Here is a 21,996-nt window from a genome sequence, read left to right as displayed (position 1 = left end):
GGGAGAAGGCGCAGCGGGCCGCTTGCGGAAGCAGAAGTGACGCCCGGGTGGGGCTCGAGGCCTTCGAAGAAACCGGGAAAGGGTGGGTGAGGCGGTTCTGACAGACCGGCCACAGGCGGTGCAAAAGGTGAGGTCCTAACGTGAGCGCGCGGCTGAGCGGCCGCTTTGTGCGAGCGTTGGAGGAGCTGGTGGCTGAGGCAGAAGGCGCGGGACGGGATCGTTATTTCGATTTGCTGAGAGTACTGGCCATCATCCGGGTCTCCGTTTTCCACATGTTCCCGTTCGCGGTACTGGAGCTCGCTTTTCCGTCCATGGGCGTCATGTTCGCACTCGGCGGATCGCTGATGGCGAATTCGCTGATGCGACAGGGCGCGGGGCGGGTGATCTACGGGCGGGTGCGGCGTCTGCTGCCGGCGCTCTGGGTGCTCGGCGCCGTGATCGTGCCGGCGATGTTCCTGGTCGGCTGGGAGCAGCGGCCGGCTCTGTGGCACCTGGTGGCGTGGGTCGTGCCGTTCGCGGACCCGCCGGCGAGCACGTTCGGCGAGCAGGCGGCCGAGGTGTTGTGGTATCTGGTGACCTATTTGTGGCTCGTCGCGCTCTCGCCGATAATGCTGTGGGTCTACCGCCGGGCTCGGCTGCTGACCATTGTGGCGCCGATCGTCGCGCTCGTTGCGATGCCACTGATCACGGTTGATGCCGTACAGGAGGCCGGCACCGATCTTTTGACTTTCGCGGCGTGCTGGATTCTCGGTTTCGCGCATCGGGACGGCACCCTGCGGCGCATTCCCGGGTTGCTCATCGCGATTCTCGGAACGGTCTGTGTGGCCGGTGGATTGGCATGGAGCCATATGCATCCGGACGCGGGAGGAATCAAATACATTCCGATCGCGTACGCGGTCTACAACGCCGGCTTCGTCATCGTGCTGCTGCGGTGGCGCCCCCGGATGGAGTGGCTGATCAAGCGGACCGGGCTGGACGGCTGGGTGTCACTGATCAACTCCCGGGCGGTGACGATCTATCTCTGGAACAACGTGGCGATCGCGCTCTGCTACCCGGTCGGCGACGCCCTGGAGGTGTGGCGGCTCGGGGAGTACTTCGAGGTCGGCTACGTCGCGATCGCTCTGGCGCTGCTGGCCGACGCCGTGTTGATCTTCGGCTTCGTGGAGGATCTGGCGGCCCGGCGGCGACTGCGGTTCCTGCCCTGGCCGAGCCGGCCGGTGCGCGAGGCCGTGCGGGAGGCGGCGCCACCGGTCCCCGGCGCCGGAACGATCTACCGCGCATCGGCGATGGCCGGCCGCTGACCGAAGGCCGGCCGACCCGAAGGCTGACGGTCCGAAGGCCTCGTCGGGTCGAGAGGTTGACGGGTCGAGGGGCTGGTCGGGCGGAGCGGTGAGGGCCGGCTGGGTCGAGGGGTTGACGGGCTGAGGGGCTGGTCGGGCGGAGCGGTGAGGGCCGGCTGGGTCGAGGGGTTGACGGGCTCAGGGGCTGGTCGGGCGGAGCGGTGAGGGCCGGCTGGGTCGAGGAGCTGACGGCCGAAGGCTGGTCGGGGCGAACGGTGGGCCGGTCGACGGACCGCGGCCCGGAGCCGTCAGGCCAGGTGATCGCGGAGGAAGGCCGCTGCCTGCGCGGTGGCGGCCTTCGCCGCGTTCGTCTCCCGCAGCACGTCCAGCATCACGAAGTCGTGGATCGCCCCTTGATAGCGGACAGCGGTGACCGGCACCCCCGCTGCCCGCAGCTTGGCCGCATACGCTTCGCCCTCGTCCCGCAACACGTCCGCCTCGGCCACGATGACCAGCGCCGCCGGCAGCCCGGCAAGCTGTTCGACGGTGGCCCGCAGCGGCGACGCGGTGATCTCCGCACGAGCCGGGACGTCCGGTGCGTACTGGTCCCAGAACCACGGCATCATGTCTCGCCGCAGCCCGTAGCTCTCGGCGAACTGGTGGTAGGAGTCGGTGTCGAAGCTCGCGTCGGTCACCGGGTAGAACAGCACCTGCGCGGCGAGAGCCGGCCCGGACCGCTGCTTAGCCATGATCGTCACGGCCGCGGCCAGGTTGCCGCCGGCCGAGTCGCCGGCGATGGCGATCCGGCACGGGTCGAGCCCGTGTCCGGCCCCGTGCACGGCCACCCATTCCAGCGTGGCGTAGATCTCCTCGACCGCGATCGGGTAGTGGGCTTCCGGCGCGCGGCTGTACTCGACGACGAGCACCGCGGCGTGCGACTGCACGGCGAGTTCGCGGGTGAGGCGCTCGTGGGTGATGGCGTCACCGGCGACCCAGCCGCCGCCGTGGGCGTACAGAATCGCGGGAATTTGATCTTGATTGTGGGTGGGGGCAAGGGGGCGGACGATGCGGATCCGGATGGGCCCGGACGGGCCGCCGGTGATGGTGAGCTCCTCGATCGCCCCGTCCGGCAGCGGCACGCCGTCGCGGGTCTGCGCGGCTTCGAGCGATTTGCGCAACCGCTCCGGATCACCGTCGAACGGGTGCGCGGTGTCGCGCGCGAACTGTTCGGCGGCGGGCTCGAGGACCGGCTTCGGATAGCTCATGGATCCTAGGCTGGCGTTCTCCGGTCCCGGTGTCGTCCGTTGAATGACTGCATTGCGCGCAACTGCGCCCGTCGGGTCACTCCCAGGATCGGATAGGCGCGGCTCAGGTGCGTGCTGACGGTCCGCGCCGAGATGCCCAGCCGGGCGGCGATCTGCGCGTTGGTCAACCCTTGCGCGGCCAGCGTCACGACCTGCCGCTGCTGCGGCGAGAGCACGTCGTCGCGGGACCTTCTCGGCGACGCGGCCGCCGCCAGCTCCGCCTCGGCGCGTTCCCGCCAGGCGTCCAGATTGGCGGCCGCGAACACGTCCCGCGCCGCGCTCAGCAACGGTCGCGCCTGCGCCGGGCGCTGCCGCCGGCGCAGCCAGATGGCATAGTCCATCCTGGTCAGAGCCGCTTCGAAGGCCCACTGAGCGGCGCCCGGGCCGTCCAGCGCGAGCCGGAAGAACTCCTCGGCGGCCGGGTCGGGGCCGGCCAGCAGGGCCCGCGCCCGATGCCAGATCGCGGAGAGGCGCGCCGATCCCAGGCTTCGCACCCGGCTTCCGGCCGCTGCGACAAGATCCTCGATTGCTCCCGTACGGTCGAGAGCCGCCCCCACCTGAGCCAGGTCCCCGAGACACAGGTCGGAGATCCGGTGATGCACCGGCCGTCCGGTCTCGTCGTAGTGGCGTCGCAGCCGCTGGAACGCCAGCGCATGCTCCCCGCGGATCGCCGCGATCAACCCTTGCGCCCGGTCGAGCCGCAGGTCGTGCAGCACGTGATAGCCGGGCTGCAGCGCGTCGCGGGCGGTACCGAGCCGGTCGGCGGCGTCCGGTTCCTCGCGCAGCACCGCGACCGCGGCCAGGGTGGCGAGGGCCCCCGCCCGGGTGTCCGATGTGGCCACGCCGTGCCGGTCGGCGTCCCCGGCCTCGATGGTCTGCTCCGCCACCGACCGCGCCGTGTCCAGGTCGCCGCTGTCGAAGTGAGCCCAGGCCAGCGCGCCCAGGGCGATCGGCCGGATCAGGCCGCCCGGCGGGGCGAGCGTCGCGGCGCGGGTCAGGTGCCGGACGGCGAGGCCGGTTTCGTGCCGGGTCGCCGCGATCGTGCCGAGCACGATGGACCGTTCGTCGGGGGCCATCCGGTCGTTCTCGTTGATCAGGCGCTGGACGGTGCCGCCGGGGTCGGTGTCGTGCAGCACGGCCTGGGCCCAGGTCGCCATCAGTTCGTTCGGGGCGGTGTCGACGCGGATCGTGTTGTCGCCGCGCAGCCAGGCCGCCCGCAGCCGCTGGCCGACGTTCTCCAGGGAGGTGCCGAGCTGATTCTCCCAGGCCGGTTCGCCGGACAGCCGGGCCTGGTGGGCGGCGTGCAGGCGGCGCCGGCCGGCTCGTTCCGGGTCGGGGGTGCGTGCCGCGGCGAGGGCCAGGGCGTAGGCGGCGGCGCGGGTCCGGCCGGTGCGGGTGAGTTCGGTGCCGGCGCGGTCCAGCAAGTCGGCGAGGGTTTCGTCGGGAGCGGGGTCGGCGCGGGCGAGATGCCAGGCGCGGGCGGCGTGGTCGAAGACGGCATCCGGTGTGCTACAGGCGTTGCCGAGGCCGGCCTCCGGTGTGGGGCGGGCGTTGTCCAGGCCGGCCTCCGGTGTGGGGCGGGCGTTGCCGAGGCCGGCCTCCGGTGTGGGGCAAGCCGGGCCCAGGAGTGCGGCCAGCTCGTGGCGGGCCTGCCGGCATCGCGCGGATCCGGCCCGGTCCAGCACCGCTGCCCGCACGACCGGATGCCGGAACCGCCGGCCCGATCCCGGGCGTAGCAGTCCCAGGTCCACGAGGCCGGTCCAGATCTCCGGCCCGGCCGCGGCTCCCAGGATCGCGGCGACCCGCGGCCGCGGTGTCTCGGCGGCGAGCGCGGCCAGCACCGCGGCGTGCAGCCGCGGCTCGTCCAGCGTGTCGACGGCGGCGGCCAGGGCGTGCCGGAGCCGCGGCGGGACCGGGAGTTCGGTGGTGGTCGGCGCCAGTTCGGCGGCCGGTGGCAGGTGCCGGGCCAGCTCGGTCAGCGCGAGCGGATTCCCGGCCGCCTGCGCAAGCAACAACCGTGCGCCCGGATGGGCTCGCACGCCCGGTGTCGCGGCCAGCACCCGCTCGGCCTCGATCCGGCGCAACCGTCCGATCCGGATCACTTCAGTAAGGCAGGCCGGGGCGTGCGGAAGTGTCGCGGCGAGGACCGGGATGCGGGTTTCCGCGGCAATCACGGTACGGGAGAGCGGGTCCAGCCGATCCAGGTCGTCCGCACACCACAGCCAGCGCCCGCGACCCGCCAGCCGTTCGGCGAGCAGGGTCACCGCCGCGGGCAGCGGCAGCGGGATGACGTCCGGGGCGTCCCCGCCGAAGAGCCGCGCGAACGCCGCGGCGGCCCCGGCCGGAAGTCCGCGCGTCTCGTGCTGCACCGGTGTGAGCAGGCGTTGCAGGCCCGCGCCGGGCAGGGCGTGATCGCCGGGCAGGGCGCGGACCGCGAGCACGGCCACCCCGGTGGCGGCGTGCCGGGCGGCGGCCTCGCCGAGCACCGCGGACCGGCCGGTGCCCCGCTCGCCGACGACCCGCACCGATCGGCCGTTGCGCAGGGCGTCGGCGATCCGGTCCAGCTGCACCGAACGCCCGACCAGCGTCACGACGTCCCCGCGGCGCCGGAACGGTGATCGAGAGCGGTCACCACCTCGCCGAGCTGGTTGCGGTTGGTGATGCCGAGCTGGGGGAAGAGCCGGTACAGGTGGGAGCCGACCGTGCGCGGCGAGAGGAACAGCCGCTCGCCGATCTCCCGGTTCGTCAGGCCCTGCGCGGCCAGCCGGACGATGTGCTCCTGCTGAGCCGTCAGCGTGCTCGGGGCGGGCGGCGCGGCGATCCGGAGCTCGGCGTGCACCCGGGCGATCCAGGCCGCGGCGCGCAGGCGCTCGAACGTGTCCAGCGTGCTGACCAGCACCTCGCGCGCCCGGGCCGGTTGCTGGGCGCGCCGGAGACGGTCGGCCAGCTCGACCGCGAGGACCGCGTGCTCGAACGGCCACCGGTGGGCACCCGGCCCGTCGACCACCTCGGCGAGCGTCGCCGGATCGGGGGCGAGGAGGGCGGCGGCCGCGGCGAGACGGGCTCGTCTGCGGGTGCTCGACCACGATTTCCGGTACGCGCTGAGCAGTTGCTCGTAGATCGTCAGGGCGTCCGCCGTCCGGCCGGCGTGACCCGCCGCCGTGATCAGATCCGGTAACACCAGCGGCTGCCACGGGTGCGGAGTCGTCGCCGCGCCGCGAAGCCACCGGTATGCCTCGTCGTGCTCCCCGACGGCCGCCGCGGCCACGCCCCGGGCCCAGCCCACGCGCAGCGCCAGCGCCGGCTCGACGGGCAGGGCGTGCCCCGGCTCGGGTCGCCCACGACCGGAACCGATCACCGCGAGCTGGGCCTCGGCGCCGTTGCGGACCATGCTCGCCTCGGCGGTCACCGGCGAGGCGAGCAGCGGGACCAGCCACTGCTCGGCCTCGGCCCAGCGGCCCGTGTCGATCAGCGACCAGCAGGCGGCGCCGGGCGCGGTCAGGAACGCGGCGGCCGCGGTCCCGTCGATCGCCGCCCGGGTGGCCGGCCCGAGCAGGCGCACCGCGTGCTCGGGCTCGTCGATCAGCATCGCGGCGGCCCCGACGGCCGCGGCCGGCCCGGCTTCCGCGGGGGCCGAGGGCTCCGGCGTCGCCAGGATCGCCGCCCGGACGCTCTCGTCCGGGCTGAGCAGGGCACGCGGGAAGAGGACGGGATCATCGGTCCCGTCGAGCGTCGCGCGCAGGGCGTCGCTCAACGGGCCCGAGCCGAGCAGGAAGGCCGGCACCGCCGCGGTCTCGACGAGCCCGGCCGGCGCCGGCGCGGCCGTCGTGGCGAGGGCCGCGATGAGCAGCGCCGCCGCGTCGTCGACCCGGCCGTGCATGGTCAGGGTCCAGGAGGTGAAGGCCTCCAGGTCGGCCCGCAGCGGCGAGCCGGGCGGCAGCACGGCGCGGGCCCGGGCGGCGATGCCGGCCGCCCAGCGGACCCGGCCCACCGCCGCCGCGCGGGCCCCCGCCTCCAGCAGGACCGGCGCGCGCTCGGCCGCCGGCAGCAGGTCACAGGCCTGTTCGAGCAGGCCGATCGCGGTCACGACGGCGGCGCCGTTGAGCGGGCTGGCGGCCGCGATCAGCTCGGCGGCCAGCTCCGGGTCGACGCCGTCGGCGGCCTCGGCCCGATGCCACAGCGCCCGGCGCGGATCGGCGGTCGCCTCGGCCAGGACCCGATGAGCCCGTCGGCGCGCCGCGGCCCCGGCCGCGTCCAGCACCGCGAACTCCACCAGCGGATGCCGGAACCGGACCACCGCGTCGGCGACCGTGATCAGCCCCGCCTCCTCGGCCGGCTGCCAGGCGGCCAGGGTCAGCGCCGGCTCGGCCCGGGAGAGCACGGCCACGTTCCGCTCACCCGCCGCGGCCAGCGTCAACGCCCGCCGCGACATCTCCGGCAGGTCCTGCACCCGGCGGGCGAAGACCTGCGCGACCCCGTCCCCGGCCCGGCCCGCCGCCGGGCCGGGCGTCTCGAGCCAGGCGCCGAACTCGCGCAGGGCCAGCGGGTTGCCGGCCGCCCGGCGCAGGATCTCCAGGCGGGCCGAGCCGGTCGGCGCGCCGACCCGGTCCAGCAGCAACTCCGCCTCGCGCACGTCGAGCGGCGTCACCGGGATCTGCCGCAGCAGGTCGGCCAGCTCGACCGGCGCCCGATCCGTGCGGGCGGCGAACAGCGCCACCACCGGCACCTGCCGCCACGTCAGCACCGAGGCGACGGTGAGCAGCAGATCCAGGGTCGGCGGGTCCACCCGGTCGACGTCGTCGACCACCAGCACCAGCGGAAGTTCGCCGGCCAGCAGCGAGCACGCCGCGCAGACCGCGGCCCGCAGCGCCAGCAGATCGACCTGGAGGCCACCGGCGAGGGCGGCGTCCAGGGCCCGGCGCTGGCCGATCGGCAGATCGGTGCGGTCGACCGCGGCGAACAGGGCGCGGAGCACGGCATACGGCTCGGCGCCGGTCTCGCCCGTGGCTCGGGCGACCGGGAAGCCGAGGCGGCGGGCCCGCGCGGCGAAACGGTCGACCAGGGTCGTCTTGCCGATGCCGGCCGGGCCGACCAGCAGCGCGCCGGCCGGCTCGGGACGATCGGAGTTCAGCAGGGTCGTCAGCTCGGCCCACACCGCCGCCCGGCCGACCGGGCCGGGCGCGTCCGAGTCGAGTTCCATCCGCGTGTTCCCCCAGGCCCGACGTGTTCCCCCGGCCCAGTCTGCCCGCGACCGGGTGGCATCCCAAGTCGCAGTGATTCGTATCGCGTACCGGGGAAGGCGGCCGCTCCGGAGTGAGCGTGGCATCGTGATTACCTGTCACATGGGCCCGGGCGACGTAGGGGCGTAGGCAACCACGAGAACGGAGACTTCGATGCGTTACCTGGTGCTCTCGAAGATGCAGAACACCCAGCCCGACGAGAAGCTCGTCGCCGACATGGCCGCGTTCATCGAGGAGATGACCGCCTCCGGCGTACTGCTGGCGACCGGCGGCCTCGACCCGGCCGGTTTCAAGATCGAGTCGAGCGGCGACGACGTGACGATCACGGACGGGCCGTTCACCGAGGCGAAGGAGGCGTTCGGCGGGTTCGCCCTGGTCGAGGTGCGGTCGCGGGACGAGGCGATCGAGCTGGACCGGCGCTTCCGCACCATCGTCGGCGACGGTGAGAGCGTGATCCACCAGGTCTTCGCCTGACCGTCATGATCGATGCCCGGGCCATGGTCGGCGTCGTCTGGAAGCAGGAGTCCGCGCGCATCGTCGCCGCGCTCCTGCGGATGGTCCACGACGTCGGCCGGGCCGAGGAACTCGCGCAGGACGCCCTGGTCACGGCCGTACAGCGATGGCCGGTCGAGGGCGTCCCCGACAATCCGGGCGCCTGGCTGACCACCGTCGCCCGGCGCCGGGCCGTCGACCACCTGCGGCGATCCCGCACATTCGACAGTACGGACATCGAGCCCCCGGACGTCGCCGAGCAGAGCGACGACGTGCTGCGGCTGATGTTCATCTCGTGCCATCCGGTGCTCGACCGGCCGGCACGGGCGGCGCTCACCCTGCGTGTCGTCGCCGGTCTGAGCCCGGCCGAGATCGCGCGCGCGTTCCTGGTCGGCGAACCGGCGATCACCCGGCGGATCGCGGACGCCAAGCGCGCCCTCGCCGCGTCCGGAGCCGCCTACGGACTCCCGTCCGGCGCGGAGCTGCGCGGGCGGCTCGCCTCCGTGCTGGAAGTCGTCTACCTCCTCTTCAACGAGGGTTACGCGGCGACTTCCGGTGACGACCTGATGCGGCCGGGCCTGTGCCTGGAGGCGCTGCGGCTCGGCCGGCTCCTGGCCGAACTCGCGCCCGGCGAGCCGGAGGTGCACGGGCTCGTGGCGCTGATGGAGATCCAGCAGTCCCGGTCGGCGGCCCGTACCGGTCCGAGCGGCGAGCCGGTCCAGCTGCACGAGCAGAACCGGGGGAGATGGGACCGGCTGCTGATCAACCGGGGATTCGCGGCGATGCTGCGGGCCCGCGCGACCGGGGCCGCGAAGACCCCCGGGCCGTACGTGTTGCAGGCCGCGATCGCCGTCTGCCACGCCCAGGCACGGACCGCGGCCGAGACCGACTGGAACCGGATCGCCACCCTCTACGAGGCGCTGGAACGACTCCGGCCGACGCCCGTCGTGCGGTTGAACCGGGCCGTGGCGGTCGGGTTCGCGCACGGACCGGAAGCCGGGCTGGCGCTGGTCGACGCGCTGCGGGCGGACCCGGCGCTGCGGGACTACCACCTGCTGCCGGGTGTGCGGGCCGAACTGCTGCTGCGGTCGGGGCGGGGGACCGAGGCCCGGACGGAATGGGAGCGGGCGGCCTCACTGACCCGCAACGCCGCGGAACGGGACTTCCTGCGCGCCCGGGCCGCCTCCGCGGGGACGGTCGGGAGTGGACCCGAGCTGGGCGCGATGATCGACGCTTTCCTGGCCGGGCGGGGTACGGGGACGGCGACGGCGTACCGGAAATCGCTCTTGAGAATTCGCCGGGCCCTGGGCGAACGGATCGCCTTGACCACGCTGGATGCCGCGGGCGTAGCCGCGGCTGTGGATTCCCTCTGGCCGGATGCGGCGCCGCGGGGGTGGAACCGGCACCTGGCCGCGTTCCGCTCGTTCGCGGCGTGGGCCGGGTTTCCTCAGCTGGCAGCCGATCTCCGGAATCGGGCGGTGCCACCGGCGGCTGAGTGCCCGGCGGCTGAGTGCCCGGCGGTCGAGTGCCCGGCGGGCGAGTGCCCGGCGGCCGAGCCGATCCGGCCGGGCGCGCCGCTGCGGGAACGGGTGCTGTGGTCGATGGTGCGGGAATCGGGGGCGCCGATCGGGGCGGTGCTCGCGCTCGACGTGCAGGACCTGGACCTCGCCGGGCGGGCCGGGCCCGGCGTGAGCTGGCGGGAGGGGACCGCGGAACTGCTGCCGGAGCTGATCGCGGGACGGGTCCGGGGGCCGCTCTTCCTCTCCGATCGGCGGCCGGCGCCGGCCCGTCGCCCGGGGCCGGCCGACCTCTGCCCGGAGACCGGGCGGCGCCGGCTCTCCTACGAGCGCGCCGAGTACCTCTTCAAGCGGGCCACCGGCCGGACGCTGCGAACTCTTCGCATGCCTTGACTCTGCCCCAAGGGCAGACCTCAGGATCGGGGCATGAGATTCACGGCTTCGGATCGCAGCGCGGTTGCCGGCCTCGGCCGGCGCTCAGGGTGCGGCCGCGGGTGCGGCGACCCCGGGCACCGGACGGGGCCCGGCGGGCGCGCTGCGATCCGGTCGTGGCCCGGCCCGCCGGGCGCGGTGTCCCGCGCCCGTGAGCCCTCAGCGGTAAGCGGAGTGGCCGGTCAGGGCCTGCCCGATGACCAGGGTGTGGATCTCCGACGTCCCCTCGTAGGTGAGCACCGACTCCAGGTTGTTGGCGTGGCGCAGTGGGGAGTATTCGAGCGTGATCCCGCTCCCGCCGAGGATTGTGCGGCACTCGCGGGCGATCGCCAGCGCCTTGCGGACGTTGTTGAGCTTGCCGACGCTGACCTGGTGCGGCTTGATCGTGCCGGCGTCCTTCAACCGTCCCAGGTGGACGGCGAGCAGTGCGGCGGTGTTCAGGTCGACCGCCATGTTCGCCAGCTTCTCCTGCGTGAGCTGGAAAGCGGCGATCGGCCGGTCGAACTGCACTCGCGTGCCGGCGTAATCCAGCGCGGTCCGCACACAGTCGCGGGCGGCGCCGGTCGCGCCGAAGATGATGCCGAAACGGGCCTCGTTCAGGCAGCTCAGCGGGGCGCCGAGGCTGCGCGCGCCGGGCAGCCGGGCGGCCTCGGGCAGGCGCACCTCGTCGAGGATCAGCTCGCCGGTGATCGACGCGCGCAGCGACAGCTTCTGCTTGATCGTGCGCGTCGTGAAACCGGGCGTGCCGCGCGGGACGAGGAAGCCGCGGATGCCCTCCTCGGTCTGCGCCCAGACGGTGGCGACGTCCGCGATGCTGCCGTTGGTGATCCACATCTTGGTGCCGGTGAGGATCCAGTCGTCGCCGGCACGGACGGCGCGGGTGCGCATGTTGGCCGGGTCACTGCCGAAATCCGGCTCGGTCAGACCGAAACAGCCGATCGCCTCGCCGGCCGCCATCCGCGGCAGCCACTCCTGCTTCTGCTCCTCCGAGCCGTATTTCCAGATCGAGAACATCGCGAGCGACCCCTGCACCGACACGAAACTGCGCAGCCCGGAATCGCCGGCCTCCAGTTCCAGGCAGGCCAGGCCGTAAGCGACCGCGCTGGTCCCGGCGCAGCCGTAACCGTCCAGGTGCATCCCGAGCACGCCGAGTTTGCCCAGCTCCGGGGCGAGCTCACGGGGGAAGGTGCCGGCCTCGAACCAGTCCGCCACGTGCGGGCGGACGTGCTCGGCGACGAAGCGTGCCACGGTCTCCTGGATCTGCCGTTCCTCGTCGCTGAGCAGGCCGGCGATGTCGAGCAGTTCGAGCGGATCGGTGACGGTCATAGGTTCTCCCCAGTTCTCGGCGCACCCGATTCAGCGATGGTACGGGCGGGGGAGGCCTCGTTACGGTGAGCACCGACAAACCGTCACGGGGTGGCACTGAGGGGACACGATGGCCGGCGCCAGCCTGCTCGACCGCCTCGGCCCGGGCGACCATGCTTGCCTGGTCTACGACGACGAGCCGTTGTGGGCGCGGAGCGTGACGTCGTTCATCCGGGCCGGGTTGCTTCGACACCACCGGGTTCTGTACTGCGGTCAGGACGCGGACCGCCTGCCGTCGGTGCTCGCCGGCCATGGGGTGGACGTCGCGGCCGCCCTGCGCAGTGGGCAGTTGACGATGGCGGGGGTCGAGGCGGCGTACCTGTCGGACGGGGTCTTCGATCCCGAGGCGAGCCTCGCCGCCTGGGAGGAAGAGGTCGAGACGGCCCGCGCCGCCGGTTACCACGGGATGCGCGGCATCGGGGACATGTCCTGGGCGCGGCACGGTGTGGCGATGGATCAGCTGTCGTGGTACGAGGCCCAGGTCAACCGGATCTGCGTGGACGGTTACACCACGGGGGTGTGCCTCTACGACCGGCGGCTCTTCGGCGAGCCGGAGTTGCGCCGGGTCACCCGGACGCATCCGGCGACGATCACCCGGCACACCGATCCGGCGCGGATCCCGTTGCTGCGCGGGGTGCGTACCGGGGAGCTCGGTCTGCGGCTCTCGGGCGAGGTCGACCTCTCCAACCGGCAGGCGCTGCGCGCGATGGTCGAGCACCTGGTGGCCGGGGCGCCGAGCCGGGTGCCGGTCACGCTCGACGTGAGTGACCTGCGGTTCGCTGACTCGGCGGCGGCCCGGATCCTGCTGGAGCCGGCTGCGACCGGCGCACACCGGCTGCGGTTCTTCGGGGCGTCCGCGGTGGTGCGGCGGCTGCTGCGCTTCCACTGGGCCGGCGATCCCGTCGATCTGGTGTTCGAGCGATCGGCCGGGTGAACGGGGTCGGCGACCCGGCGATCAGCTGAGTGCCGAGGCGAGTGATTACTCCGGCCCGGTGATGCGGTGATCCCTCCGGCCCGGTGATGCGGTGATCGCCGCGGTGCGGACCGGCGGTTTCCGCTGATTGGACTCCACTTCCGTTCCGGGCTGCCGATAGTGCCTGTTGGCAGGTCTCTGCCTGAGTGCTGGATCGGCAGTTGAGGAGTGAGATGCGCGGCCAACCGCCTGACCGTCGCATGGACGACGACGGTTTCACGCTGGTCGAGGTCCTGGTGGCGCTAGCTGTGATCACCATCGCCATGGCCGGGATCGGCGGGTTCTTCGTCACCGGCGCGCTCACCGTCGCCCAGCAGCGTGACCAGCGTTATGCCGTACGACTGGCGAGCACCGCGCTGGAGCAGGTCCGCGCCCTGGAGGGGTCGGCGCTGCTCGACGGCCGTGGCCAGGCCGCGGTCGACCAGCAGTGGGCGACCGTCCAGGCCGGGCCGTTCAAGGACAAGCTGAAGCCGTATCTGGCGAGCATGTCGCAGGAGGGCATCAGCGGCAGCACCGAGGGTGCGAACGCGGCGCTGCCGACCGTGCCGACGATGCTGACCGCCGGCGGCCTCAGTTTCCAGCAGAACATTCTGGTCGGCAGCTGTGAGGTCTACGTGACCCGCACCGACGACTGTGTCAAGCCACTGCTGGCCACCGATCCCAAACGTCCGACGGACAGCACGTCGATCCTGCAGTACTACCGGGTCGTCGTGCTGATCAGCTGGCAGCACAAAAGTTGCACGGCGACCGGCGGCCAGTGCAGCTACGTCGCCTCGACCCTGGTCTCCAGCAAGAACGACGACGCCAAGTACAGCTCCACGCGAGCCATCCCGAAGATCCGGCCGCCGGACATGCGGCTGTTCTTCCGCGGCGTCCCCGCCACCGTCGCCGCCGGCAATGTCGTCTACATGAAGGCGACCGGCGGCAACCTGCCCAACAGTTGGAGCGCCGTCAAACTGCCCGACGGGCTCGGCATCGACGCGTCCACCGGTGTCGTCTCCGGGACGCCGACGAAGGCCGGTGTCTGGACCTACGCCACCACCGGCACGTACGTCCGGGTGGTGGAGAGCGTGCCACCGGTCGGAACGCTGACGGCCCGCTCGGACACCGACCAGGCGCTCGGTACCAAGTGGCAGGTGATCGAGCGGCCGAGTCTGGTGGTGCCCGCGCCGGTGAGCTACGTCGGCGACCCGGTCTCGCTCCCGGCGATCGTCGTCGACAAGTCCAACAGCGCGGTGTCCTACACGTTCGCGCTCGACACCGCCCTGCCGGCCGGGCTCACCTTCGACCCGGCCACGGGTGCGATCATCGGCACCGCCACCACCACGTACGACGCGAGCATCACCGTCACCGCCAGCACCACCACCATCGACCAGCCGTTCCAGCTGAAGTTCACCCACACCGTTCTGCAGCCGCTGAGCCTGCAGCCGATCCCCGATCAGCAGGTCGACCTGCTGGCGACGGTCAAGCTGCCCACGGCCGCCGCGGGTGGTGACGGCAAGTACACGTTCACCGCGACCGGTCTGCCGGCCGAGCTGAGCATCGATCCCACCAGCGGGGTCATCTCCGGCGGCCCGATCCTCATCGGGGGCCGGTACCTGCCGACAGTCACGGTGAAGGACGGGAACGGTGCGACGGTGAAAGTCGGCTTTGTCATGCAGGTGGGTTCGCCCACCACCACGCTGCAGTTCACCTCGCCCGGCACCGTGGTGAACTCGGCGACGCTGCAGTCGGTGACGCTGGCGGTCGCCACCAACGCCGACGCCCTCGGTGTCAACGTCAGGAGCATCAGCGCCACCGGCCTGCCGGTCGGCGTCACCCTGAGCGTGCGGGGCGACACGATCAGCGGCAAACCGACCCTGCCCGGCGTCTACTCCGTCACGCTGCAGGCGACCGTCGCCGGCAAGGACTCGCCGACCGCCCAGTACACCTTCGTGTGGACCGTCCTGTGAGCTGGGGAGGAGCCTTGATGCCACCGGGGAAGCGCCGCGACGACCAGGGTTTCTCGCTGATGGAGCTGCTGGTGACGACCGGGATCATGTCGGTCGTGACGCTGGTGGCGGTGACCGCGATCATCCAGATCTACTCCGGCACCAAGCAGATCGAGCAGAACTCGGTCACCGGTGACCAGCTCGACATCAGCTTCAATCGGCTGGACCGGGAGTTGCGCTACGCGACGTACGTGTCCCCCGTGCGCTCTCCCGCGGGCGTCACGACCCGCTACTACCTGGAGTTCGCGACCCCGCCCCGGGTGAAGACGGCCACGGACCTCACCGACCCGCCCGTGCGGTGCCGGCAGCTGTTGTTCGACACCGACAAAAAGATCCTGACGATGCGCAACTGGAACCTGGGCGGCACGCCGGACGCGGCGTCCACCCTCGCCACCGACGTGGCACTGGACGGCACCGCCAAGCCGTTCGAGGTGTATCTGCCGGGTGACGCCCCGTGGAAGACCGCGAGTGCCGGGACCACCGGGGTCGGCACTCAGTTCACCGCGAAGTACCTGATGGTCCGGGTGCACTTCAAAGTCACGTCCGGTGACGTCACGCAGCGGTTCGACAGCGACTTCACGACGCAGAACATCGGCGAGGCGAACGACCTCGACGGCAAGGACGACGACCCCGACAAGATCGATCCGACGCTCCAGCAATGCAGCAACGTAGGGAGGCCGTAGCCATGAAGTCGCACCGCCGTTCCGGCGACGACAGCGGTTCGTTGCCCATCGCGATGATGATCGTGGCTACCGGGCTGGTTCTCTCCGTCGCGGTCCTGCCCATGATCATCCGCCAGTTCACCACCGCACGCACCCTGGCGGACCGCAGCACCGCCCTCGCCGGCGCCCGGATCGGCCTGGACGTGGTGATGGCCCGGATCGCCGCCGCCTCCTACGGCACCACGGGCCTGCTCGAGGACCTGCCGTCGTGCGCCGCCCCCGTCCAGGGTGACGTCGGGGTGGGTGGGGAGAAGATGGAGTACGTCGTCACGATCACGTACTACGACCGGTCCGGCAATGCGCTGTCCTGCCCGCTCAAGACGCCGCCGAAGACCGCGAAGGTGTCCTCGGAGGGGCTCGGCTCGCTCGACCTCGCGCCGGCCGGCAGCACCACACCCGAATACACCTCGCGCACCCTGGACGGGACCTACACCTTCGCGCTCGACAACGACACCCACAAGGCCACCGGTGGCTCGATCCGGATCGACTCGTCCTCGGTCGGCAACCTCTGCATGGACGCCGTGACGAAGACCCCGGCGGCGGGCGCGCCGGTCAAGATGGAGCTCTGCGACGGCGGCAGCACCCAGCAGTTCCGGTACACCGCCGAGCTCTACATCAAGCTGGTCAACTCGGAGACGGACGCCTATCCGGACGGCATGTGCGTGTTCGGCGCCACGGCGCACGCGAACGGTAAGGCCGTCGTGCTGCAACCCTGCCCGAGCAGCACCGGCACCATCGTGCCCGACTTCCAGTGGAGCCTGGACAACGCCAGTAATCTGCGGACGACTAGCCCCAGCAAGGTGGTGGAGAACTACTGCATCAACCTCACCACCGCCAGCACCGTGAACACGCCGCTGATCCTGGGCGGTTGCAGTGGCAGCTCCACCCTCAACGTCTGGCGGTTCGACGCGGCGGTCGGCGCCGGCATGGCCGGTGAGGACACCAATCAGCTGGTCAACTACTCCCAGTTCAGCCGCTGTCTCGACGTCACCAGCCGGCAGGTCACCTCCACCTACATGATCGCGTGGTTCTGCAAACAGGACCCGAACGGCGTCGTCGACTGGAACCAGACCTGGTACCACCCGATGCCGAACGACTCCGCGAAGGAGACCGAGAAGAAGGGCGTCATCTACATCATCACCGGCGGCAAGCGCTACTGCCTGAAGTCGCCGCTGGTGGCGACGTCCAGCAGTTGGGTGACGGTGACGACGACCGGGTGCCCGCAGACCACCGTGACCAGCATCGCCGGGATCTCCTCCGACCTGATCTGGAACGTCAAGCACAACACCGGCAGCTACACCACCAGCTATCGCATCGAGGACAGCAAGGGTCTCTGCCTGCAGCCGACCGATCTGGCCACCGGGGTGAAGAACGTGGACCTGCACTCGGACGGCACCAGCAAGGTCAAGGTGGCCGTGTGCAGCAGCAACGAGCTGCAGAAGTGGAACGCGCCGCCGGACATCAGCAACTCGAGTCCGCTCAGCGACATCATCGAGAACTGAGGGGTGGCGCGGCCAGGAGAGGCCGCGCCACCCCTGGTCTCAGCCGACCGCGACCGGCTCCCGGACCTCGGTGATCTCCACCGCGGGCGTGCGGCGCTTCTCGATCATCGTGTAGAGCGTCGGGATCAGCACCAGTGTCAGCAGCGTCGACGTGACCAGCCCGCCGATCACCACCACCGCGAGGGGCTGGGAGATGAACCCGCCCGACCCGGTGATCCCCAGTGCCATCGGCAGCAGCGCGAAGATCGTCGCCAGCGCGGTCATCAGGATCGGCCGCAGCCGGCGCAGGCCGCCCTCGACCACCGCCTGCGCGACCGGCATGCCGCGCTGCCGGTACTGGTTGATCAGGTCCATCAGCACGATCGCGTTGGTCACCACGATGCCGATCAGCATCAGCAGGCCGATCAGCGCGGCCACGCCCATCGGGGTGTCGGTGATCAGCAGCAGCGCGATCGCGCCGACGAACGCGAACGGGATCGACACCAGCAGGATCAGCGTCTGCCGGATGCTGCCGAAGACCGCCACCAGGATCAGGAAGACCAGGCCGATCGCGACCAGGATGGCCAGGATGAGTTGACTGAAGGCCTCGTTCTGCTGCGAGGTGACCCCACCCATCTCGTACGTCGCCCCGGCCGGGAGTGCGAGACCGTCGAGTGCCGTCCGCACCGCGGTGCTGGCCGCGCCGGTGTCGTCCCCGGCCGGCGTGGCGGTGACCGTGTCGGTGCGGTCGCCGTCGACGCGTACCCGCTGGACCGGGCCGTCGACCTGGGTGACCGTGGCGACCTCGTCCAGTCGCACGGGCCCGGTCGTGGTCATCACGGTCAGCGCCTTGACCTCGGCGAGCGTGTCGGGCGTGGTCGCGCTGGTCCGCACGACCACGTCGTGGGCGGCGCCGTTCAGGGTGACCTGCGTGGCGGTCGTGCCCTGCACCGCGGTGCGCAGCGCGGAGACGATGGTCTGGTCGCTCAGGCCGTACTTCGCGGCCTGTTCGCCCTCGGCGACGATGCTGATCTGCGGGGCGCTCTCGCTCAGGTCGCTGCTCACGTCGGTGACCTGGGTGACCTGGGTGAGGGCCTGCTGGATCTGCTCGGTCGCGGCGGTCAGCGTGGCGTCGTCACCGGCCCGCACCGACACCTCGATGTCGCTGCTGCCGAACCCGCCGCCACCGCCCTCGCCGACAGTGATCTCTCCGGAATCGGCCAGACGCCCGACTTGCGCTGAGATCGAATCCTCGACGGTCGCCGCGTCGGTCCCGTCGGCCAGGTTGATCGTGTACGACACCGAGTTCCCGCCACCGGAACCCCCGAAGAACCCGCCCGACGAACCGACCGTCACCTGATACGAGTCGATCCCGCCGACCGTCGCCAGCACCTTCTCGACCTGCTGCGCCGCCTTGTCCGTGGTGGCCAGGCCGGTGCCGGCGGGAAGCGTCTGGGTGACCCGGACGCTGTCCGAGCCGGAGTCGCCGATGACGCTGGTCTTCAGCGCGCCGGCCATCGCCACCGTGCCGATCAGCAGCACGACCGCCCCGGCCAGCACCGTCTTGCGGCGGCGGACCGACCAGGTGATCACCGGCAGGTAGAGCCGGGGCAGCAGACCGTTGCGTTCCTCGGCCTCGACCCGCTCCCGGTACGCCTCGGCGTCCTCGGTGACGACGGGGGACTTCAGGAACCAGTACGCGAGGGCCGGCACCACGGTCAGCGACACGAACAGCGACGCGAGCATCGCCACCGTCACCGTGATCGAGAACGATCCGAAGAGTTCGCCGACCAGTCCGCTGACGAACGCGATCGGCAGGAACACCGCGACGGTGGTCAGCGTCGACGAGGTGACGGCGGTGGCGACCTCCCGCACCGCGGTGATGATGGCGTGGCGACGGTCCTCGCCGTACCCCAGATGGCGTTTGATGTTCTCGAGGACGACGATCGAGTCGTCGACGACCCGGCCCACCGCGATCGTCAGGCCGCCCAGGGTGAGGATGTTCAGGGAGTAGTCGCGCCACCAGAGCACGATCAACGCGATCAGCAGCGACAGCGGGATCGACACCGCGGTGACCAGCGTCGACCGGCCCGACCGCAGGAACAGCACGATCACCACGATCGCCATCAGCAGGCCGAGTGCGCCCTCCTCCAGCAGGCCGTCGACGGAGTCCTTGACCTGCGGGCCGCTGTCGGAGACCACGGTCAGCCGCGCGCCGTCGCCGAGTGAGGTCTGCAGGTCGGCCAGCTCGGCGCGCACGTCGTCGGAGATCGAGGACGACGACCCGTTGTGATCCATGGTGATCGAGATTCCCAGCGAGGGCTTCCCGTCCGTACGCGTGATGGACGTGACCGCCGCGTCGGAAAGCGTGACCGACGCGAGGTCCTTGAGCCGGGCGGGCTTCGGGCCGGCGATCCAGAGGTTCTTGATCTGGTCGAGGGAGGTGACCGCCGACCCGACCGCGAGGCTCAGATCCTTGCCACCGGCGGTGATCTGACCGGCCGACGACGTGCCGCCCAGCGAGCCCAGCGCCGTGATGATCGACTGGGTCGAGGAAGGAGAACGCGGTGTGACGGTCACGACCTGGTCGCGCGTGCCGGAGACGGAGACCTCGTTGACGCCGTCGATCGACTGCAGCTCGGGCACGACCGTCGACGTCAGCTTCGCCGCGAAGGCGCGCTGGTCGCCGTCGGAGGTCGCGGCGAGCGTCATCGTCGGCATGTCGCCGGTGCTGCCGGTGAGCACCTGCGGGTCGACGCCCTCGGGCAGCCGGGCCTTGGCCAGCGCCTCCTGGACGTCGCCGGTCGCGCCGTCGATGTCGGTGTCGTAGCCGAACGACATGGTGACGGTGACCGACCCCTGCCGTGAGGTCGAGGTGGTCGTCTCCACCCCGGTCACGCCCTTGAGCGCGTCCTCGATCGGGGCGGTGACCTGCTCCTCGACCACCTCGGGCGCGGCACCCGGATAGGTGGCCAGGACCGTGACGGCCGGGAACGAGAGATCGGGCAGCAGTTGCTGCTTCAGTGATGCCGCCGCGTAGCAGCCGAGGGCGACGACCAGCGCGGCGACCAGGGCCACCAGCTTGCGGTTCGCGATACTGATCCGGGACAGGAGAGACACGCTGGAAGTCTCGGTCGCCGGGTGGTCGCCGCGCGTCGTCCGGCGGCGGTCCGTCGCACTACCACGGTTGCGGTAGTTCCCGGCGCTGTCTACTTCACCTGCGGATTGCCCGGACGGACCAGGCCGCTCTGGTACGCGACCACGACCAGTTGCGCGCGGTCCCGGACCCGCAGTTTCGCCATCGCCCGGTTGACGTGCGTCTTCGCGGTCAGCGGGGAGAGGAAGAGCCGCTCGGCGATCTCGTCGTTGGTGAGCCCGTGCGCGACCAGGACCAGCACCTCCCGCTCGCGCTGGGTGAGCTCGTCCAGGGCGGCCGGCGGCGGGCCGGCCTCGGGCTGGCTGAGCAGGTGACCGAGCAGGCCACGGGTGGCCTTGGGGGAGAGCAGCGCGTCACCGGACGCGACCACCCGGACCGCGGTGATCAACTCGTCCGGCCCGACGCCCTTGCCGAGGAAGCCGCTCGCGCCGGCCCGCAGCGCCAGCATCACGTTGTCGTCCTGCTCGAACGTGGTCAGCACCAGGACCCGGACGCCGGCCAGGTCGTCGTCGGCGGCGATCCGGCGGGTCGCCTCGATGCCGTCCATCACCGGCATCCGGATGTCCATCAGGACGACGTCGGCGCGCTCGGTGCGGGCCAGTTCGACCGCTTGACGGCCGTCGACGGCCTCGGCGACGATCTCCATGTCCGGTTCGGAATCCAGGATCATCCGGTAGCCGGCGCGAATCAGTGCCTGGTCGTCGGCCAGTAGAACTCGGATCACGGCGCCTCGATCGGTGCTGGTAGCTCTGCTTCGATATGGAAAAATCCGGATTTCTGGTACGCGGTGAGCGTGCCGTCCGCGGCCGCCGCGCGTTCGCGCATGCCGACGATCCCGTATCCCGAGCCGACTTTGCCGGGTTTTTTCGGGACATCGTTGGTGACGGCGATCGTGACGCCCTCGCGCGTGTACGTGACCGTCAGGTCCGCCCGGCCCGTGCCGTACTTATGGGCATTTGTCAGTGATTCCTGGACGATACGGTAAGCGGCCATGTCCACCACCGCCGGCAACTCCCGATCCGCGCCCGACTGCCGGAAGGTGACCACCAGCCCGGACGCCGTCACCGCGGCCAGCAACTCGGGCAACCGGGCCAGCCCCCGCGTCGGCTCGGTCCCCGCGTCCGGGTCGTCCGACTGCCGCAGCACCCCGACGATCGACGCCAGCTCCTTGAGCACGGTCTCCCCGGCGTGCCGGATGTGGTCCAGCGCCGGCCGGACCTGCTCGGGCCGCCGGTCCAGCAGGTGACTCGCGGCGCCGGCCTGCACGTTGATCACCGCGATGTGGTGCGCGACCACGTCGTGCAGCTCGCGGGCGATCCGCAGCCGTTCCTGGATGACCCGGCGGCGGGCCTCGTCCTCGCGGGTCTGCTCGGCGTGCCGGGCGCGCTCCTCGACCCCGGCCAGGTAGGCGCGCCGGTTGCGGGTGGCGTCCCCGAACGCGGTGGCCATCCCGAGGAACGTCAGCACCGGGATCGTCGCGGCCGTGAGCAGCGGATATCGCCCGGAGACGACGTCGCCGAGATAGAGCGCGACCCCACAACCGGCGAACGTCAGCCAGGTGTCCCGGCGGCTGCCGCGGGTCGCCGTCGTGTACGCGCACATGCCCGCGGCCAGGATCAGCAGCGGATGCCGTCCCTCGTGCGTCCAGGTGTGCGCGATGATCGCCGCGACGGTGACGACCAGGGCCTGCCGCGGCCAGCGGCGGCGGACCGTCATGGCGGCCAGCGCGATCGCCGCCCCCACCAGGTCGCCCCAGTCCAGCGGGCGCATCCGCTCGTGAATGGCGCCGGCCAGGTACGCGCCCGCGCTCAGGGTGGTCAGCGCCACGGCGACGGCGGCGTCGACGAGGAGCGGACGCCGGCTGAGCATGCCTCGACGGTAGTTACCGGGCTCGGGCTTCCGCGTCGTCTTCCTGCGGTATTTCGGCCGGCGTCCTTCGGCCGGCGTCCTTCGGTCGGCGTCGTTCGGCCGGCATCGTTCGGCCGGCGTCGTTCGGTCAGGAAAGAAGAAGCACGGGATCACGGGCCGGCACTAGCCTTTCC

At 71.6% G+C, this 21,996-nt stretch carries 14 protein-coding genes; 7 read left to right on the top strand and 7 right to left on the bottom strand.

Annotated features, from left to right (window positions below; translation table 11 throughout):
* Nucleotides 1–230: 230 nt before the first annotated feature.
* Nucleotides 231–1,301, top strand: coding sequence for an acyltransferase (locus ACH442_RS23275; RefSeq protein ID WP_396340189.1), 1,071 nt, complete (start codon nucleotides 231–233; stop codon nucleotides 1,299–1,301).
* 287 nt (nucleotides 1,302–1,588) lie between these two features.
* On the opposite strand, the gene ACH442_RS23270 is transcribed toward ACH442_RS23275, so the two are convergent.
* Genes ACH442_RS23270 through ACH442_RS23260 form a run of 3 tightly spaced genes read right to left on the bottom strand, consistent with a single transcriptional unit; the run spans nucleotide 1,589 to nucleotide 7,784 of the window.
* The gene (locus ACH442_RS23270) at nucleotides 1,589–2,545 is read right to left on the bottom strand and encodes an alpha/beta hydrolase (protein WP_396340188.1); all 957 of its coding nucleotides are present in this window, start codon (nucleotides 2,543–2,545) and stop codon (nucleotides 1,589–1,591) included.
* Nucleotides 2,546–2,550: 5 nt separating this feature from the next.
* The gene (locus ACH442_RS23265) at nucleotides 2,551–5,175 is read right to left on the bottom strand and encodes a LuxR C-terminal-related transcriptional regulator (RefSeq protein WP_396340187.1); all 2,625 of its coding nucleotides are present in this window, start codon (nucleotides 5,173–5,175) and stop codon (nucleotides 2,551–2,553) included.
* A complete protein-coding gene (locus tag ACH442_RS23260; RefSeq protein ID WP_396340186.1) occupies nucleotides 5,172–7,784 on the bottom strand; it encodes an AAA family ATPase in 2,613 nt (870 codons plus the stop codon). Before ACH442_RS23260 ends, ACH442_RS23265 begins: the two co-directional genes overlap by 4 nt.
* Before the next feature lie 193 nt (nucleotides 7,785–7,977).
* On the opposite strand from ACH442_RS23260, the gene ACH442_RS23255 reads away from it, so the two are divergent.
* Nucleotides 7,978–8,298: a YciI family protein gene (locus ACH442_RS23255; protein WP_396340185.1), complete on the top strand. Its 321-nt coding sequence runs from the start codon at nucleotides 7,978–7,980 to the stop codon at nucleotides 8,296–8,298.
* 5 nt (nucleotides 8,299–8,303) lie between these two features.
* Nucleotides 8,304–10,226 carry an RNA polymerase sigma factor gene (locus ACH442_RS23250; RefSeq protein ID WP_396340184.1) on the top strand — a complete coding sequence of 641 codons (1,923 nt, stop codon included), beginning with the start codon at nucleotides 8,304–8,306 and terminating at the stop codon, nucleotides 10,224–10,226.
* A 198-nt stretch (nucleotides 10,227–10,424) separates the two neighbouring features.
* Here the strand turns inward: ACH442_RS23250 and ACH442_RS23245 are convergent, their stop codons facing one another.
* Nucleotides 10,425–11,591: an acyl-CoA dehydrogenase family protein gene (locus ACH442_RS23245; RefSeq protein WP_396340183.1), complete on the bottom strand. Its 1,167-nt coding sequence runs from the start codon at nucleotides 11,589–11,591 to the stop codon at nucleotides 10,425–10,427.
* A gap of 109 nt (nucleotides 11,592–11,700) precedes the next feature.
* On the opposite strand from ACH442_RS23245, the gene ACH442_RS23240 reads away from it, so the two are divergent.
* The 4 genes from ACH442_RS23240 (at nucleotide 11,701) to ACH442_RS23225 (ending at nucleotide 16,818) form a co-directional block, all read left to right on the top strand.
* Nucleotides 11,701–12,564, top strand: coding sequence for an MEDS domain-containing protein (locus ACH442_RS23240; protein ID WP_396340182.1), 864 nt, complete (start codon nucleotides 11,701–11,703; stop codon nucleotides 12,562–12,564).
* A gap of 212 nt (nucleotides 12,565–12,776) precedes the next feature.
* The gene (locus ACH442_RS23235; protein ID WP_396340181.1) at nucleotides 12,777–14,555 is read left to right on the top strand and encodes a putative Ig domain-containing protein; all 1,779 of its coding nucleotides are present in this window, start codon (nucleotides 12,777–12,779) and stop codon (nucleotides 14,553–14,555) included.
* Nucleotides 14,556–14,572: 17 nt separating this feature from the next.
* On the top strand, nucleotides 14,573–15,277 hold the full coding sequence (locus ACH442_RS23230) for a type II secretion system protein J (RefSeq protein ID WP_396340180.1): 705 nt from the start codon (nucleotides 14,573–14,575) through the stop codon (nucleotides 15,275–15,277).
* A 2-nt stretch (nucleotides 15,278–15,279) separates the two neighbouring features.
* Nucleotides 15,280–16,818 carry a ricin-type beta-trefoil lectin domain protein gene (locus ACH442_RS23225; RefSeq protein WP_396340179.1) on the top strand — a complete coding sequence of 513 codons (1,539 nt, stop codon included), beginning with the start codon at nucleotides 15,280–15,282 and terminating at the stop codon, nucleotides 16,816–16,818.
* A gap of 39 nt (nucleotides 16,819–16,857) precedes the next feature.
* Here the strand turns inward: ACH442_RS23225 and ACH442_RS23220 are convergent, their stop codons facing one another.
* From ACH442_RS23220 to ACH442_RS23210, 3 genes are all read right to left on the bottom strand, one after another.
* On the bottom strand, nucleotides 16,858–19,917 hold the full coding sequence (locus tag ACH442_RS23220) for an efflux RND transporter permease subunit (RefSeq protein ID WP_396340178.1): 3,060 nt from the start codon (nucleotides 19,915–19,917) through the stop codon (nucleotides 16,858–16,860).
* 89 nt (nucleotides 19,918–20,006) lie between these two features.
* On the bottom strand, nucleotides 20,007–20,678 hold the full coding sequence (locus ACH442_RS23215; RefSeq protein ID WP_396340177.1) for a response regulator: 672 nt from the start codon (nucleotides 20,676–20,678) through the stop codon (nucleotides 20,007–20,009).
* Nucleotides 20,675–21,823, bottom strand: coding sequence for a sensor histidine kinase (locus tag ACH442_RS23210; protein WP_396340176.1), 1,149 nt, complete (start codon nucleotides 21,821–21,823; stop codon nucleotides 20,675–20,677). The genes ACH442_RS23215 and ACH442_RS23210 overlap by 4 nt, the downstream gene beginning before the upstream one ends.
* Nucleotides 21,824–21,996 lie beyond the last annotated feature (173 nt).

Source organism: Actinoplanes sp. NPDC020271 (assembly GCF_044388125.1).
In the GTDB taxonomy this organism is placed as follows: domain Bacteria; phylum Actinomycetota; class Actinomycetes; order Mycobacteriales; family Micromonosporaceae; genus Actinoplanes.
Note: the sequence above shows the minus strand (reverse complement) of the source record. Positions and strands in the feature narration are given on the sequence as shown.